Genomic DNA, 15808 nt, shown 5'->3' with positions numbered 1-15808 from the left:
TTCGTATGCGGTCGGGGCGGCGCTTAAGGCGCGCTCAGCCCCAGTTTTTCAAGTTGAGCGGCCGCAGCAGCTTCCCATTCCTCGCGCAGTTCCGCGTTACTGGAATGGCGCAGCCCGAAGGCCTGCAGCTGGCTGGCGCGGGTAGACACGTCTTTGCCAAAGCTTGCCGCCACGCGGGGCCACCAATAGTCGACGCTGGCTTGCAGGTCGGCCATGCTGGTGCCGGTTTCCACCAGACGTTCGATGCCCTCGGCGGCAAGTTCGGCGTGACGGGCCTCGACCGGGCCAACGGCGCGGAAGGCTTCGGCGAGCGGCGCATAGGACACGCGTTTAAACTCGCTCATTTGCACGCCCACGGCCAGACCCATCAGAAGGTTCATGACCACGGCATCCGACCAGCCCTGCATGGGGTAGTTGAAGACCGACAGGCGCATGTCCGTATCGGTACGCGAGGTGCCGATATCGGCGTCGCGGTCCAGACGATCCGTCCACGGGTGGTGGTTGGCATAGCGCGCGGTGTTGGCGCCGAAGTCGCCCATGATCGACAGAACCTTGTCGGCATTGTCGGTCTTTTCCAGCACAATCTTGGCGGCTGCGATGCGTTCCTTGATGCCCGGGCCGTCATTGATGATGTCGGCAAAGCCGGCAGCCCCTGCCAGCGCGCTGTCCACAAAGGTGGCCATCAGGCGCATCAGTTCGGCACGATAGCGCGCGGGGACGTTTTCGGGATTGGTCAGGACACCGCCCTGAGCCAGATAATCGGTGATGCTCATATCAGACATTGGGGTCTCCTTATTGGTCGAAATCGACGACGATTTTGCCCGAACGCGCGAAGGACTGGCACGAGAGGACATAGCCTTTCTCGACCTCGTAATCTTCCAGCGCGTGGTTGGTGATCATGTCCACGTCGCCTTCCAGAACCTTACAGCGGCAGGTCGAGCAAACACCGGCCTTACAGGCGTAAGGGGCGTCCATGTCGTTGGCGAGGGCTGCGTCCAGGATCGAGGTCTCGCCATCCATGGTGATGGTGCGGCTGGCGCCGTCCATCGCGATCACAGCCTCGATGCCGTCGCCGGTTGCAGCGGTCGAGCTGGCGGCTTTCTTGGCCGCACGACCCGGTTGCGAGGATGCAAACAGTTCGAACTTGATCTGTGCGTCGTCCAGCCCATGATCGCGCAGCGCCTTGGCAATGCCCAGCATCATCGGCTCGGGGCCACAGATGAAGGCGGTGTCGACGGATTTGATGTCGATCCAGTTCTTGAACAGCGCGGCGCATTTCGCTTCGTCCACCAGACCGGTGAACAGGTCGATTTCCTGCGCGTCGCTCTCCAGAATATGGATCACGTTGAAGCGGCCCATATAGCGGTTCTTCAGGTCTTCCAGTTCCTCGCGGAACATGATCGTGGTTACGGCCTTGTTGGCGTAAACTAGGGTGAATTCCGACTGCGGCTCGCGGGCCAGCGTGGTCTTGATGATCGACAGAACCGGCGTGATGCCCGAGCCACCGGCAAAGCCCAGATAGTGGCGGTTGGTGGTCGCATCCAGCGGGATGTGGAAGTTACCCATCGGCGTCATGGCTTCGATGGTCGCGCCTTGGGTCAGCTCTTCATTGGCCCAGGTCGAGAACGCACCGCCATCGACACGTTTGATACCCACCTGCAGCTTGCCGTCGTCCAGACCCGAACAGATCGAGTAGGAGCGGCGCAGTTCCTGCCCGTCAAAGTCGCGACGGAAGGTGATGTATTGGCCTTGGGTGAAGTCAAAGGCTTCGGGGTCGTCAGGGGTGAGCGTTACCACCACCGCATCGCGGATGGTTTTCTGGATATCGGTCACAGTAAGATTGTGGAAGCGCGCCATAATGGGTCTCCTCAGTGCGCTAGATGCACTTGAAATAGTCAAAGGGTTCAAGGCAGTCGCGGCATCGCCAGAGCGCCTTGCATGGGGTCGAGCCGAATTGGCTGGTGCGTTCCAGATTGTGGCCGCCGCAATTGGGGCAGCGGTCTGGTTCGCCTTTGGGCGAGGGTGGGGCGATGCCGTATTCTTCAAGCTTCGCACGGCCCTTTTCCGACAGCCAGTCGGTGGTCCACGGGGGGGACAGCTGCTGTGTCAGGGTCAGCTTCTCGATCCCGCGGTCGCGCAACGCGGTTTCGATATCGAAATTGATCACGGACGTGGCCGGACAGCCGGAATAGGTGGGGGTGACGGCAACCTTTAGGGTGTCGCCCTCCCATTTCACATCCCGGATGATGCCCAGGTCGACCAGCGAGATCACGGGGATCTCGGGGTCGGGCACCTGGTCCAGCCAGTCCCAGATCGTATCAACTGACGGCTGACCCATCTTACCAGGTCGCGCCCGGATAAGCGCGCTGCAGCCATTGCATGGTGCACAGAAGGTGCCCCAGATGCTCGGTATGCATATAGCCCGTGCGCCCGCCCTTGTGGTGGAACGTGTCGGTCGGGATGGTCAGGGTTGCTTGACCCAGAACCTTGCCCACCAGCGCGTCGTATTCTTCGCGCAAGCTTGCAGGGTCGGGGGCAATACCTGCCTTAACCATGGCCGCGTCGACCTCGTCGCTATCAAACATCTCGCCCACATAGGGCCAGAGGTAATCGAGCGCGGCCTGCATGCGGGCGTGGCTTTCTTCGGTCCCGTCGCCAAGACCAACCACCGTGTCGCCCGAGCGTTCCACGTGATAGGCCACTTCCTTGGATGCCTTGGCCGCAATCGCAGCCACACGTTCGTCGGACGAGGTCATCAGACGACCCATCATCACCGACGCCCATGCGTCATACAGGAACTGACGCATCAGGGTTTGGCCGAAGTCACCGTTGGGCAGCTCACACAGCAGGACGTTTCGGTAATCCCAAGCGTCGCGCAGGAAAGCCAGATCGTCAGCCGAGCGGCCTTTGCCTTCAACTTCACCAGCAAGGCCCAGCCAGAACTGAGTCTGGCCGATTAGGTCCAACGCCGTGTTGGCCAGAGCGATGTCTTCTTCCAGCACCGGCGAGTGGCCACACCATTCGCTGACGCGATGGCCGAGGATCAGGCTGTTGTCGCCCATCCGCAGCAGAAATTGAAAGAGTGCGTTGTCAGCCATTACATGTGCCCCACTTCTTCGGGGATGTCGAAGAAGGTCGGGTGACGATAGACCTTCGAGTTCGAGGGCTCGTAAAGTGGACCTTTTTCTTCAGGCGACGAGGCTGCGATGTGCTGGGCTTCTACAACCCATATCGACACGCCTTCATTGCGACGGGTATAGACGTCGCGGGCGTTCTTGATTGCCATTTCAGCGTCCGGCGCGTGCAGGCTGCCCACGTGACGGTGGCTCAGGCCGTGCTGGCCGCGGATGAAAACTTCCCAGAGGGGCCATTCTTTCGACATGTGATCTCTCCTTATTCGGCGGCTGTGCGTGCAGCGGCTTTTTTACGGCCATGGGCCAGAAGACCATCGCGCACCCATGCGCCGTCTTCCCAAGCGTTGGTCCGGTCGTTCAGACGGTCCACGTTGCAGGGGCCTTTGCCTTTGATAACGTTGAAGAACTCGGACCAGTCGGGGTCCGAATAGTCATAGTGACCGCGTTCCTCGTTCCACTTGATCCCGGGATCAGGCAGATCCAGACCCAGATACTCGATCTGCGGGACGGTCTGGTCGACAAACTGCTGGCGCAAGTCGTCGTTCGAACGCACTTTGATCTTCCACTGCATCGACTGCTCCGAGTGGACACTTTCGCTGTCCGACGGGCCGAACATCATGATCGCGGGGAACCACAGGCGGTTCACGGCGTCTTGTGCCATGGCTTTCTGCGCAGGCGTGCCAAACGCCATCTGCATGATCGCGTGATAGCCCTGACGTGCGTGGAAGCTTTCTTCCTTACAGATCCGGATCATCGCGCGGCTGTAGGGGCCATAGGATGTCCGCTGCAACGCCACCTGGTTCACGATGGCCGCGCCATCCACCAGCCAGCCCACGGCACCAATATCGGCCCAGTTCAGGGTGGGGTAGTTGAAGATCGACGAATACTTCATCTTGCCTTCGTGCAAGAGCTCGACCAGTTCATCGCGCGACACACCCAGCGTTTCCGCGGCGGAATACAGATACAGACCATGTCCGGCCTCGTCCTGCACTTTCGCCAGCAGGATCGCCTTACGCTCTAGCGTCGGCGCACGGGTGATCCAGTTGCCTTCCGGCAGCTGACCCACGACTTCCGAGTGCGCGTGCTGGCCGATCTGGCGGATCAGCGTCTTGCGATACGCCATCGGCATCCAGTCTTTCGGCTCGATCTTTTCGTCGCGGTCAATCCGCGCCTGAAATTCTTCAAGCAGCTTGGGATCCTCGTCCGAGGCCTCGGCTGTGATCATCTGTGCATACATCGTCAGATCCTTTCCAGAATAAGGGCAACGCCCTGTCCCACACCTACGCACATGGTGCACAGCGCATAGCGCCCACCGGTGCGTTGCAGTTGATATGCGGCGGTCAGTACAAGGCGCGCGCCGGACATGCCCAGCGGGTGGCCCAGTGCAATCGCACCGCCGTTCGGGTTCACGCGCGGATCATCATCCGCGACACCCAGTTCGCGCAGCGTGGCAAGACCTTGGCTTGCGAACGCTTCGTTCAATTCTATCACATCGATCTGGTCGATGGTCAGACCAGCCTTATCCAGCGCCTTGCGGCTGGCCGGAACCGGTCCGATGCCCATGACGCGGGGCGCAACACCGGCCGCCTGCATGGCCACCACGCGGGCCATCGGTTTCAGGTTGTTGGCGTTGGCTGCGGTCTCTGACGCGATTAGCATCGCCGCTGCCCCATCATTCACGCCCGAGGCATTGCCCGCCGTAACCGTCAGGTCCGGGCCGTTCACGCCACGCAGGCCAGACAGCTTTTCAGCGGTGGTGCCGGGGCGGGGGTGTTCGTCGGTGTCGACAACAATCGGATCACCCTTGCGCTGAGGGATGGTCACCGGAATGATCTCATCCGCAAACATGCCAGCCTCATGCGCAGCGGCCCAGCGGGCTTGGCTGCGGGCTGCAAATGCGTCTTGGTCTTCGCGGCTAACGTTATAGTCCTCGGCCACGTTGTCGGCGGTTTGCGGCATCGAATGGGTGCCGTGCAGCTTGTCCATCTTCGGGTTCACGAAACGCCAGCCAATGGTGGTGTCGTAAACCGTATTGGCGCGGGTGAAGGCGCTGGTGGCCTTGGGCATCACGAAGGGCGCGCGGCTCATGCTTTCGACGCCGCCTGCGATGCACAGGTCATAGTCGCCTGCTTTCACACCACGGGCCGCCATGCCCACAGCATCCATGCCGGATGCGCACAGGCGGTTGATGGTGGTGCCCGGAACCTCGACCGGCAAACCGGCCAGAAGGGCGGCCATGCGCGCCACGTTGCGGTTGTCTTCGCCTGCCTGGTTGGCCGAGCCATAGATCACGTCATCAATCGACGCCCAATCCACATCTGGGTTGCGCTCTTTCAAAGCGGCGATGGGCAGTGCGGCAAGGTCGTCGGCCCGAACGCTGGACAGCGCCCCGCCATATCGACCGATCGGAGTGCGCACCGCGTCGCAGATGAAAGCTTCCATATATCCCTCCCGGAATGTCCAAGCGCGGCGCGGGATAAGCTTGCGGCGGCTTGGAGTATTGCTGACCGTTTGGTCGAATATAGTCTGATTGACGATTCGCCACAATAGATATGTTACGAGAAATTATTCTCGCACTTCTATTGGTAACAATACCTAGGAAAGCAGTTGTGGGATGGGTCAGGCAGCGCCCAAAAGGGCAAGCCAGCCCCAGACGGTAAAGATGGACAGCGCCGTGCCCACCAGAACCGTCGTGGCCGCCACGCGTTTGCCCACGCCATAGAGGTTCGCAAACACATAGGCGTTGATCCCCGGTGCGCTGGCGGCGGTCAGGATGGCCGACCGGAACGCGTCGGTTTCCAAGGCGAAGGTGCTCCCCAAGCTCCACGTGATGGCGGGGTGCAGGCCCAGCGAAATCAGGCACAGGAACGCCACGATCTTCAGATCGCCCTCGGGCCGGTACAGATACAGCACGCCCCCAAGCGCAAAGAGTGCCGTCGGCAGGGCGGCGCGACCCACAAGCGCTACGGCCTCGACGAATACACCGGGCAGATGCAGGCCGGTCAGGTTCACGACAAAGCCAGCTGCGATGGCCAAGACCAAGATGTTGCGCGACATCGACCGGCCAATTTGGCGCAGCGTTTGCAGGGCGCCGTTGCCTTGGGCGCGTGCGATCTCCATCGCGGTGATGCCCACCGCATAACAAAACGGGGCATGCAGCGCGATAATCGCATAGTTCCCAGCCAGAGCATCCGGGCCGAAGGCGCGTTCGGTGATGGGAAGGCCCAGCAAAAGCGAGTTTGAGAAGAGCGAGACGAACCCGAACGCCACCGCGTCGGGCCATGGTCGGCCAAACAAATATCGGGCCCCCAGAAGCCCCGCGAAGAAACCGCTCAGTGCGCCTGCATAGAAGCTGAGCAGCAGCGGCGCGTTGAACTCGGATTTCAGATCCAGCCGGGCTATGGCCAGAAACAGAAGGCAGGGGATCGCGACGCTTTGGGCGAACTTCATCAGCCCATCAACAGCGCCATCCGACAACACATTGCGCCAGCGCACGACATAGCCGAAACCGACCACCAGAAAGACTGGCAGGACGATATCGATCAGCGCGTTCATGAATGCCGAATGGGCAGAACCATCCCGTCATAGGCCACGGTCACGTTGTCCGGCGTTTCCGCAAGGACCGTGTCATAGTCCAGATCGATATGCATGTTGGTCAGCACGCCCTGCTTGGTGCCAGAGCGTTTGATCCACTCCAGCGCATCATCCAGATTGAAATGGGTCGGGTGGGGCGAGCGACGCAGCGAGTCGATAACAAAGGTCTGCAGCCCTTGGATCACATGGGTCACGTCCTCGGGGATCTCGCTGACATCCGGCAAATAGGCCAGATCACCGATACGGAAGCCCAGCGAGTCCATATTGCCGTGACGGACCTCGAACGGGGTCAGGCGGATCGGGCCACCTTCGCCGTCAATCACCACGTCTTCGTCGTCGCGGATCGCGTGCAGATCCAGAATGGGCGGATAGCTTGAACCCTCGGGCTGTATGAACGCATAGCCAAAGCGCGACATCAGCGCAGTCTGCGTGGGGCTGTCGGCCCAGACGGGCACGCGCTTGCGCATGTTGTAGACGATCATCCGCAGGTCATCGATGCCATGCATGTGGTCCGCGTGGCTGTGGGTATAGACCACCGCATCCAATGCCCCGACGCCTGCATCCAAAAGCTGGCTGCGCATATCGGGCGAGGTGTCGATCAGAACGCGGGTGACGCCTCCATCCTCGCCCACGCGGGTGACCAGCGCCGAGCAGCGGGTGCGGCGGTTCTTGGGGTTATCCGGGTCGCAATCCCCCCATTGGCCCCCCAAACGCGGCACGCCGCCCGAGGATCCGCAGCCAAGGATGGTGAAATAAGTACCGGGCGCGCGCTCCGTCATGCGGGCACCTGATACGCGGCGGCCTTAGCGAAGAGGCGCTCGAAATTCGCTTCGGTCTGCGCAGCGAAGTCTTCATAGCTCAGGCCATATAGCTCGGCGCCCACTTTGGCAGTGTGTACGGTGAAAGCCGGCTCGTTGCGCTTGCCGCGATGGGGCGGCGGGGCCAGATATGGCGCGTCGGTTTCGACGAGAATGCGATCGACCGGGGCGGCGGCAAAGATTTCGCGTACCTCTTTGCTGCGCGGGAAAGCGGCGATGCCGGACATGGACAGGTAAAAGCCCAGATCCAGTGCGGCCTGCGCCATTTCGGGACCAGAGCTGAAGCAATGCATCACGCAGTCAAACGCGCCTTTGCCGTGTTCCTCGGTCAGGATGCGGGCCATGTCGTCATCGGCGTCACGCGAATGGATGATCAGGGGCAGACCCGTTTGGCGCGCGGCCTCGATATGGATCCGCAGGCTTTCGATCTGCACGTCGCGGCTTTCGGCGGTGTAGTGATAGTCGAGCCCGGTTTCGCCAATGCCGACGAATTTGGGATGAGCGGCCAGCGCCACCAGTTCCTCGACCGAGACCATTGGTTCCGACGCTACGCTCATCGGGTGGGTGGCAGCGGCGAAGAAGATGGGCGCGTGGGCTTCGGCTATGGGCTGCACTTGTGGCAGATTGGCCATCTTGGTGCAGATCGTCACCATGCGGGCCACGCCTGCGTCGGCGGCATTGGCAATCACCTCGTCCAGACGCCCTTCGAAATCGGGGAAGTCCAGATGGCAGTGGCTGTCGGTGATTTTCGGCGTGCTCATAGGGGGCGTCCTTGCCTCAGGCCGCCAATTTCACGGCCGTGTCGTTGATCTTGAAAACCATATCAAGGATGAGCGCAGCCGGGTCAAGGTTCACCGCCCGTCCATGGCTTGCGCGGGCCGACAATTCCTGTTGCAGGCTGGCCCAAGAGCGCGCCGCAGTGGAGTGGGGCGATAGGCGCGCAAGGCAAGCAGCTTCGCCCGGCGCGGCCTCGGCCGCTGGGTGAAACCCGGCCCCGTGGCGGGCCAGTCGGGCCAGAAACAGGTCAAACAGATGCAGGATCAGCGCATAGCGCTCGGCATTGGCTTTGCCGGCCGCGCTTTCTGCCAGTTTCAACGCACGGGGGCGGTCGAAATCGCGGTTTTGAAAGATCTGGACCAAGTCGCCATAGGTGCCCAAGCCGTTCAGGTGTAAAAGGCGTAGGGCATCGCCTGCGGATCCAGCGGCCAACTCATTCAGACGCAGAACCTCGTCCACTGATGGCGTTTCATCCAGCCCTGCCATGACCTGTGACAGTGCGTCCGGCGTCAAGGGAGGCAGACGCAACTCGCGGCAGCGAGAGCGGATCGTGGGCAGAAGGCGCGAGGGTTGGTGGCTGATCAGCAGGAGCACAGCACCCTCGGGCGGTTCTTCCAGGAGTTTCAACAGCGCGTTGGCGGCGTTGGTGTTCATCTCGTCCGCCACATCGACGATCACCACGCGGCGCCCACCACCGGCCGAGGACAGAGCAAAGAAGCTTTTCAGCTTACGCACCTCGTCCACCGTAATCTCGCCCTTCAGGCGCTTGGCTTTTTCGTCCCATGGACGGCGCAGCAGGAAGAGGCCGGGTTCCGACAGGGCCGCAATCCGGTGAGCGACCGGGTGGTCGGGCGAAATGTCCAACGTGTCCGGGGCAGGGGCCGCGAACATGCCGCCGTCATCGGGTGGGGTGGCCAACAGGAAGCGCGCGATGCGCCATGCCAATGTCGCTTTGCCGACGCCGCGCGGGCCGGAAATCAGCCAGCCGTGGTGCATCCGGTCCGAGTTATAGGCCGACAAAAACGCCTGTTCCGCGGCGTCCTGTCCGATCAGCTGGGTCGCCTCACGCGGATGCGGGGCGCCTTCGATCCGGTCGGGCTGTGGGATGTCGTCGGGATCGGTGCTCATGCGTGCGCCTTGATGTCGTTCAGTGCCGTCGCCAGCACATCGGCGGCGACCACATCAATGTCGCGGGTGCCGTCGATCACGCGGAAGCGGTCGGGGTGGTCTTGGGCAAGCTCCAGAAAACCTGCGCGCATTTTGTGCTGCAACTCGGCGCCGAAATCCTCGAACCGTTCTTCGGTGCCGCCGCGGCCCTTGGCGCGGGCGTGACCAAGATCCGGGTCCATGTCGATCAGGAAGGTCACATCCGGTTCGCAGCCGATCATCAGATCATGCAGCGCGTCGACCTGTGCACGTTTGTCACCCGAGCGCGTGCCTTGATACATGCGCGTGCTGTCGGCGAAACGGTCGGTGATGACGATCTTGCCTTCGGCCAAGGCCGGATTGATCAGTCGCTCCAAATGGTCGCGGCGGGCAGCGGTGAAGAGCAGAAGCTCGGTCTCGGCCGACCAGCGGTCGGGGTCACCTTCCAGCACAAGCGCGCGGATTTCCTCGGCCCCGGCGGACCCGCCGGGTTCGCGGGTCAGGACCACATCGTGACCCGCATCGCGCAAAGCCTCGGCCAGCAGGCGCGCTTGCGTCGACTTGCCCGAGCCGTCGATGCCCTCGAAGCTGATGAATAACCCGCCCATGTCAGATCAGTTTGTCGTCGACGACGCGCCGGGAAGCGCCAGCGGGGGCGGGGCGTCGCCACCCATGACCATCGTCAGAACCTTGCTGGCGGCGGTGGTCAGGCGCTTGGTATAGCCCGCATTGCCGACGCCGTGTTCGGCATAAAGGGGCACGACCGTGTCGCTTAACCCATCGCGGCTGATGACCATCTGGGCCAGTTCTTGCCCCTGTGCGATCGGCGCAGGGATCGGGCCGGTCCAGCTGACCGTTGCGGTCATGTCGCCACGCTGCCCTGCGGGGATCAGCATATTCACATCCTCGGCCGGGACCAGCCCAACAGAGGCGCTTGAACCCAGCCAAACGGGCGCCTCGGCCACGCGCTGACCGGCTTTGACCGTGGTTTTCATGGTGAATTGACGGAAGGCCCAGTTGACGATGGCCTCGGCCTCTTCCGCGCGTTCCTTTTCCGAGGTCATGCCCGAGATCACGAAGACGATGCGACGATCCCCCTGACGGGCCGAGCCAACCAGACCATAGCCCGCTTCCTGCGTGTGACCGGTTTTCAATCCGTCTGCACCGATGCCAAGCCGCAGAAGCGGGTTGCGGTTGAAGCGGTTGTCCGGCGCGCGGTCTTTGTAATGATATTCAGTCTGCGAGAAGTAACGGTAGTAGTCCGGGAACTCGACAATCAGATGGCGTGCCAGAAGCGCCAGATCTTTCATCGACATGCGCTGCATCGGATGCGGCCAGCCCGAGGCGTTGCCGAAGCTGGTGTTTTCCAGCCCCATGTTGCGGGCGCGGTCGGTCATCATGCGGGCAAAAGCGTCTTCGGTGCCCGCCAGGCCTTCGGCAACAGCCACGCAGGCGTCATTGCCCGACTGAACGATGATCCCCTGCAGCAAATCCTCGACCGTGGGGCGGTCGCCTTGGGTCAGGAACATGGTCGAGCCGCCCATATTAGCCGCCCGGTCAGACACGCCAAACGGGGTCGACAACGTCACGCGGCCATCTGCCAGCGCTTCGAACAGCATGTTGACCGTCATAAGCTTGGACATCGACGCTGGCGGCAGGGGAAGATCCGCTTTCTTCTCAAGCAGAACGGTGCCCGTGGTCACATCCAACACATAAGCCGATGTGGCGCGCGTATCAAAGGCGTGCGCGGGCAGTGCTGCAAGGAAAACCAACGCCACAAGGGTCGAAATGCGCAAAGTCAGGCGACGAAACATAGTCAGGGTGTGTCCTTTGGTTGCTCTGTAGGGCCTTGGGCCCGATATCTGCGTTCCGGTATCAGTTCGAGACGGCATAGGCGTCGACGAAGCCAAGTCCTTCAATCTTCTTCAGCAAAGTAGCGAGCTCGGCCTTGTTTGTCGCCGGGCCAGCAACCACGCGCCAGAACTTCTTGCCGTTCGAGTCGCCCGGTTTGATGGTCGGAATAATCCCGACCCCGCGCAGAGACTCTGCCGTGTTCTTCGCGTTCTGTTCGACCGAGAAGATGCCAATCTGGATAAAGGGCTTGGAAAGCTTGCTTGCCGGAGCAGGGGCGGCGGGCTTGGCATCAGCTGCGGGCTTGGCCGCGGCGGCAGGTTTTGCACCGGCCTCGGGCTTGGCGGCGGGCTTGGGCGCGGGGCGTGTGCCAATGCGTCGCGTCGTTTTCTCGGTCCGGTCCAGTGCGGCTTCAGCAGCAGCAATCGGATCATCTAGCGTCGATTGCGAGATCTCTTCCGGATCTTCAAGAACCGGTTCGGCCTCGGGCGGGGGCGCCACAGGGACCTTTTCTTTGCGCAAGGCTGTCACGGTCAATTCGGCGGGTGCGCCAGCCAAAAGCCCAAGCTCGGCAGCAGCTTCAGACGATACTTGCAGGCGCGGTCCCGGAATTTCTCGTTCGCGACGGAACAGGGCCGCCACGGCGGTTTTCCCATTTGCAGGATTTCGAATGATCACGCGTTCCGGATCTGTCGCATTGGGGTGCGCGACCCAGACGCCACCAAGGCTGGGGCGTCCGTCCCAAAGACCTTTCTCGGTCACCTGAAAGACCTCGGGCGCTTCGACGTCACGCTCGATGACTTTTCCCTGACGGGCCGCCGTTTGCACGCTTTTCTCGCCTGAATTGGCGTTTTTCATGAAGCCGGGAAGATTGGTGTCGTCGCATGCAGCAACAAGAAAGGCACCTCCAAGTGCCATGGCCACTTTCACGGTGGTCTTTATCGACATTTTGCGCCCCTAGGTTCTCTGATTTGGGATCGTTGGATCCAGACTGCTCGTACAGGGTATCCCCCGGATTTGCAGGCAGTCTAAACACAACATCCACGCGAGAAAAGAGTGGCAATTACATCCATCCCCCATGAGCACCTTCCCGCGTGAATTCTTCACTTTCAGAATCGCTTGATGGAAGTTAAGCCTCAACCCGTCGGAGGAGTGGCAGAGTGGTTGAATGCACCGGTCTTGAAAACCGACGTAGGTGAAAGTCTACCGTGGGTTCGAATCCCACCTCCTCCGCCATTAATCTCGGAATAACTATAATTTTCCAACATGTTAGTCATTATAGAAAAGCTGCTGTCCCCCATTTCGCCCGCCGTTTTGTATCGGAGTTTGCGATGACACGACTTCTTCTTCTGATTTTTGCACTCGCCACCTTGGCGACTGCTGCGCAGGCGGCTGAAATCAAAGGGCGCGCCCGTGTCATCGATGGAGACACCCTTTGGGTTGGGAAGATCAAGATTAGGCTAAACGGCATCGACGCACCCGAGCGAGGTAAGGCACGGTATAGGGCGGCCACGCAAGCGCTCCAGAAGCTGGTCGCTGGGAAAATCGTCGTGTGCCATTTGAATGGTGACAAAACTTACGACCGCTATGTTGGCATTTGTTATGTCGGTGAGCACGACCTTGCCGCCTCCGTCATCGCGACAGGCAACGCACTCGATTGCGCCAGATACTCGGGTGGACGGTATCGGAAATTCGAGACCAAAGATGCTCGGCGATACATCCGTCAGGCTCCCTATTGCTAGTTCGCCGCTCCCGTGACCTGCACAGTACCTCTAGTTCCTGTCGGAAGGTTGGGGCTAACTTGATCGAAGCTCTAGGTGGAGCAGTGTAAAACTCAATCTTTCAGTTGTTGCACGGGAAGGCATCAGTCAGGATGGAAATGGCGGTAGCTAGCCCACTTGCCTCAGAGATACTGGAATCGATAGAGATTAGTTTAGTCACTTCCGTTTCAAAGAGTTCTACTAAATTTGTACGGGTGACCCCAAGGGGTGTGCACACATAGCCTTGGATTGTTGCCGCGTCGTGAGCGGCTTGGAAAAACCCATTGCAAAAGTCAATCCAGTGCATGTCTGCTCGGGTACATACTTCCAGCAGATTGCTTGTCTTAATCGTGTTATCTTCCGAAGCCCAGCACGCGCCGGAAGACAAAAGAAAAGCAGAAAAAAAGGTAAACTTCACTTCAGTTCCTCCAAGTTTGTCTCCAGCCGACGAACAATAAGATGCTTGCTCCGAAGATGACCTTGTGTTGCGAGCTCCGAGGCTGCTGGAGTGCTATTGATAGTAAAGGGTGCGCTCATTATTGATCAACTAGACGCCCTTACTCTCCATAGTTTTCGTTTGTTGAAAGCTCGAATAGCGCCTCTAGTGTATTGTCGATATCACCTGAAACTGTTCTGCAATCTAATGTATATATTTGGGCCGCATGAGCGGCCGCAATAAACCCCGATGCAATTCCCTGCCAGTCGCTCTTATAGTAGCGCGTCAAGCGAAGTTCAGGATGTCCGATAACTTCGATGCGAATGTAGTCTTTGCCAAACGAAGTTTGAGAAAAGTCATCTTCAAAAACTAGGATGTCGCTTCGTTTGGGCGCTGAAATGGCTTCGAGTAAATCATCGCCACCTACATAAGAGTACGTGACGGGTATGCCACGCTTGACGTCTTCTAAAGACAGGTAAAACTCAGGCAAGCTATCGCCAAATTCATAGGTTAGTTCAAGCGTATCACCAACCTCAAATCTATCCTCAATACCTGTATAGGTACTGGGAAGCCCTTCTTCGATTTCAATCACCGTATTGGTCTTGACCTGACAGTTCATTTTTCCGTCGAATTGTTCTGCCTCTGAAATGGTCGCAAATCGCATGGCTGCCATTGCTATCCCTACGACGCTTTTTCTTCGCATGATTTTCTCCAATACTACTANGCAGGGAGGGCTGGAGGATTTACACCGTGGAAGTTTATTTGCAGGTGCGCCGTGCGCATTTTGATGAGGGTCGTAGTCAACGTTCGATCGCGCGGGATTTTGGTTTGGCGCGGGGCACTGTCAAGAAGATGTGCGCATATCCTTTGCCGCCGGGCTATCAGCGGGTTCAGGATATTCGTCGCCCTATGCTTGATGGTTTCACAGACAAGATTGACCAGTGGCTTCTGGAGGATCCTGTCAGAGGAACTTGCCGATCCAAGCTTGATCTGCGATTTCTCGATCCATGAGTAAGCGTTCCCCGTTCAAGTACTTCAAAACCAGTCCCGAAATCATCAAGCTTGCAGTGATGTATTACGTCCGATTTCCGCTCAGTTTGCGCCAGGTCGAAGACATTCTGCATGAGCGCGGTATCGACATCACACACGAGACGATCCGATTTTGGTGGAACCGTTTCGGGCCGATGTTCGCGAAGGAAATCCGGCGGCGAAGGGTAGGGGGCCACTCGAATTGGCGTTGGCACATTGATGAAGTATTTGTGAAAATCAATGGCGAGCGCTTCTACTTATGGCGCGCTATCGATCACGAGGGCGTGGTTCTCGAAAGTTTCGTTTCGAAGCGGCGTGATCGCCGAGCTGCCCTTAAAATGCTGAGGAAATTGCTTTCCGCTCATGGCTCGCCACATGAAATTGTGACCGATAAATTGGGTTCATATCGCGCAGCCTTGCGTGATTTGAATCTGCTCGGTCGCCACGAAACTGGACAGTACGAGAACAACCAATCAGAAAACTCGCACTTACATTTTCGACGACGAGAACGCGCGATGTGCCGCTTTAGATCGATGCGAAGCTTACAGAAATTCACCTCAATCCACGCCGCTATTTTTAACCAGTTCAGCCACCAACGTCACCTCGAGACCCGTATCAGATTTAAAGAACTCCGCGCCCAATCGTTAACCGATTGGTGCAATTTGTTTGCTTGCTAGAAGTTAGAGCATCTAGCATTTTGAGACGAGTTCGAATTCGTCTGACAGCACCGCCATCTCAATTAATTAAATAAAACAATTGGTTAGGTGATTTGTTGCCTTCCTTGGTGACCACGTATTTGCCCCTTGTCCGCCATACCCGCCTTTTTTCTTCGTCTATTTGGTTCTGCGATTCAGTTGGAAACCAGATGCAAGCAAGCCGTACTTTTGACACAGGCGCATAACTGTCTGGTGGTTTTCTCTATCAGATGCGACGGTGGCAGAGATCATTTTTGGCCAGCGTCCCTAATACCGGCTGCGTGAAACATAAGTTGTGCGGCTTGCCAACAAACTTCTGGCCAGCTTGTCGACTCACAGGGTCTGAAACGGAAAAGGCCCGCCGGGTGGGCGGGCCTTTCGTGTCTTTTGCGGTGTCCGATCAGACGGCGTCGGTCAGGGCCGGCACAGCGTCGAACAGGTCGGCAACCAGGCCGAAGTCTGCAACCTGGAAGATCGGTGCTTCTTCGTCTTTGTTGATCGCGACGATGATCTTCGAGTCCTTCATCCCAGCCAAGTGCTGGATGGCGCCCGAGATGCCCACGGCGAT

The 15808-nt window shown here is 59.2% G+C and carries 17 protein-coding genes, 1 tRNA gene and 1 pseudogene; 3 read left to right on the top strand and 16 right to left on the bottom strand.

The genetic code is table 11. The features are described from left to right. Positions 1-23 precede the first annotated feature (23 nt). The 14 genes from EOL43_RS09545 to EOL43_RS09480 all read right to left on the bottom strand — a co-directional run bounded on the left by EOL43_RS09545 (position 24) and on the right by EOL43_RS09480 (position 12268). Positions 24-782: a Phenylacetic acid catabolic protein gene (locus EOL43_RS09545; protein ID WP_133487945.1), complete on the bottom strand. Its 759-nt coding sequence runs from the start codon at positions 780-782 to the stop codon at positions 24-26. Positions 783-792: 10 nt separating this feature from the next. After that, positions 793-1857 (bottom strand): 2Fe-2S iron-sulfur cluster-binding protein, encoded by a 1065-nt coding sequence (locus EOL43_RS09540; protein ID WP_133487943.1) that lies wholly within the window; start codon positions 1855-1857, stop codon positions 793-795. A gap of 19 nt (positions 1858-1876) precedes the next feature. Further along, positions 1877-2338: a 1,2-phenylacetyl-CoA epoxidase subunit PaaD gene (gene paaD, locus EOL43_RS09535; RefSeq protein WP_133487941.1), complete on the bottom strand. Its 462-nt coding sequence runs from the start codon at positions 2336-2338 to the stop codon at positions 1877-1879. Between the two features lies 1 nt (position 2339). Next, a complete protein-coding gene (gene paaC / locus EOL43_RS09530; protein ID WP_133487939.1) occupies positions 2340-3098 on the bottom strand; it encodes a 1,2-phenylacetyl-CoA epoxidase subunit PaaC in 759 nt (252 codons plus the stop codon). Continuing rightward, complete coding sequence (paaB, locus tag EOL43_RS09525; protein ID WP_108856777.1) at positions 3098-3382, bottom strand: 1,2-phenylacetyl-CoA epoxidase subunit PaaB; 285 nt, start codon at positions 3380-3382, stop codon at positions 3098-3100. The genes paaC and paaB overlap by 1 nt, the downstream gene beginning before the upstream one ends. Before the next feature lie 11 nt (positions 3383-3393). Beyond that, positions 3394-4371 carry a 1,2-phenylacetyl-CoA epoxidase subunit PaaA gene (gene paaA, locus EOL43_RS09520; protein ID WP_133487937.1) on the bottom strand — a complete coding sequence of 326 codons (978 nt, stop codon included), beginning with the start codon at positions 4369-4371 and terminating at the stop codon, positions 3394-3396. 2 nt (positions 4372-4373) lie between these two features. Next, complete coding sequence (gene pcaF / locus EOL43_RS09515; protein WP_133487935.1) at positions 4374-5576, bottom strand: 3-oxoadipyl-CoA thiolase; 1203 nt, start codon at positions 5574-5576, stop codon at positions 4374-4376. A 177-nt stretch (positions 5577-5753) separates the two neighbouring features. Beyond that, on the bottom strand, positions 5754-6689 hold the full coding sequence (locus EOL43_RS09510; RefSeq protein ID WP_133487933.1) for an AEC family transporter: 936 nt from the start codon (positions 6687-6689) through the stop codon (positions 5754-5756). Continuing rightward, complete coding sequence (locus EOL43_RS09505; protein WP_133487931.1) at positions 6686-7507, bottom strand: MBL fold metallo-hydrolase; 822 nt, start codon at positions 7505-7507, stop codon at positions 6686-6688. Before EOL43_RS09505 ends, EOL43_RS09510 begins: the two co-directional genes overlap by 4 nt. Continuing rightward, positions 7504-8307: a TatD family hydrolase gene (locus EOL43_RS09500; RefSeq protein ID WP_133487928.1), complete on the bottom strand. Its 804-nt coding sequence runs from the start codon at positions 8305-8307 to the stop codon at positions 7504-7506. Before EOL43_RS09500 ends, EOL43_RS09505 begins: the two co-directional genes overlap by 4 nt. Positions 8308-8323: 16 nt before the next feature. After that, a complete protein-coding gene (locus EOL43_RS09495; RefSeq protein WP_133487926.1) occupies positions 8324-9451 on the bottom strand; it encodes a DNA polymerase III subunit delta' in 1128 nt (375 codons plus the stop codon). After that, a complete protein-coding gene (tmk, locus tag EOL43_RS09490) occupies positions 9448-10077 on the bottom strand; it encodes a dTMP kinase (RefSeq protein WP_133487924.1) in 630 nt (209 codons plus the stop codon). The genes EOL43_RS09495 and tmk overlap by 4 nt, the downstream gene beginning before the upstream one ends. Before the next feature lie 6 nt (positions 10078-10083). Continuing rightward, positions 10084-11283 (bottom strand): D-alanyl-D-alanine carboxypeptidase family protein, encoded by a 1200-nt coding sequence (locus tag EOL43_RS09485; protein ID WP_133487922.1) that lies wholly within the window; start codon positions 11281-11283, stop codon positions 10084-10086. Positions 11284-11344: 61 nt separating this feature from the next. Continuing rightward, positions 11345-12268 (bottom strand): SPOR domain-containing protein, encoded by a 924-nt coding sequence (locus EOL43_RS09480; protein WP_133487920.1) that lies wholly within the window; start codon positions 12266-12268, stop codon positions 11345-11347. A gap of 198 nt (positions 12269-12466) precedes the next feature. Here EOL43_RS09480 and EOL43_RS09475 point away from each other — a divergent pair. After that, positions 12467-12556, top strand: a tRNA-Ser gene (locus EOL43_RS09475). Between the two features lie 95 nt (positions 12557-12651). Next, complete coding sequence (locus EOL43_RS09470; protein ID WP_133487918.1) at positions 12652-13062, top strand: thermonuclease family protein; 411 nt, start codon at positions 12652-12654, stop codon at positions 13060-13062. A 100-nt stretch (positions 13063-13162) separates the two neighbouring features. Here EOL43_RS09470 and EOL43_RS15645 read toward each other — a convergent pair whose 3' ends face one another. Beyond that, positions 13163-13498, bottom strand: a complete 336-nt coding sequence (locus EOL43_RS15645; RefSeq protein ID WP_420867511.1) for a Rap1a/Tai family immunity protein — start codon at positions 13496-13498, stop codon at positions 13163-13165. A gap of 1025 nt (positions 13499-14523) precedes the next feature. Between EOL43_RS15645 and EOL43_RS09455 the strand changes: the two genes are divergently transcribed. After that, a complete protein-coding gene (locus EOL43_RS09455) occupies positions 14524-15222 on the top strand; it encodes an IS6 family transposase (protein WP_133487912.1) in 699 nt (232 codons plus the stop codon). 418 nt (positions 15223-15640) lie between these two features. On the opposite strand, the pseudogene EOL43_RS09450 reads toward EOL43_RS09455, so the two are convergent. Further along, positions 15641-15808, bottom strand: a pseudogene (locus tag EOL43_RS09450) (electron transfer flavoprotein subunit alpha/FixB family protein); the annotation flags it as partial.

Source organism: Aliiroseovarius marinus, from assembly GCF_004360145.1.
Taxonomy (GTDB): Bacteria; Pseudomonadota; Alphaproteobacteria; order Rhodobacterales; family Rhodobacteraceae; genus Aliiroseovarius; species Aliiroseovarius marinus.
Note: the sequence above shows the minus strand (reverse complement) of the source record. Positions and strands in the feature narration are given on the sequence as shown.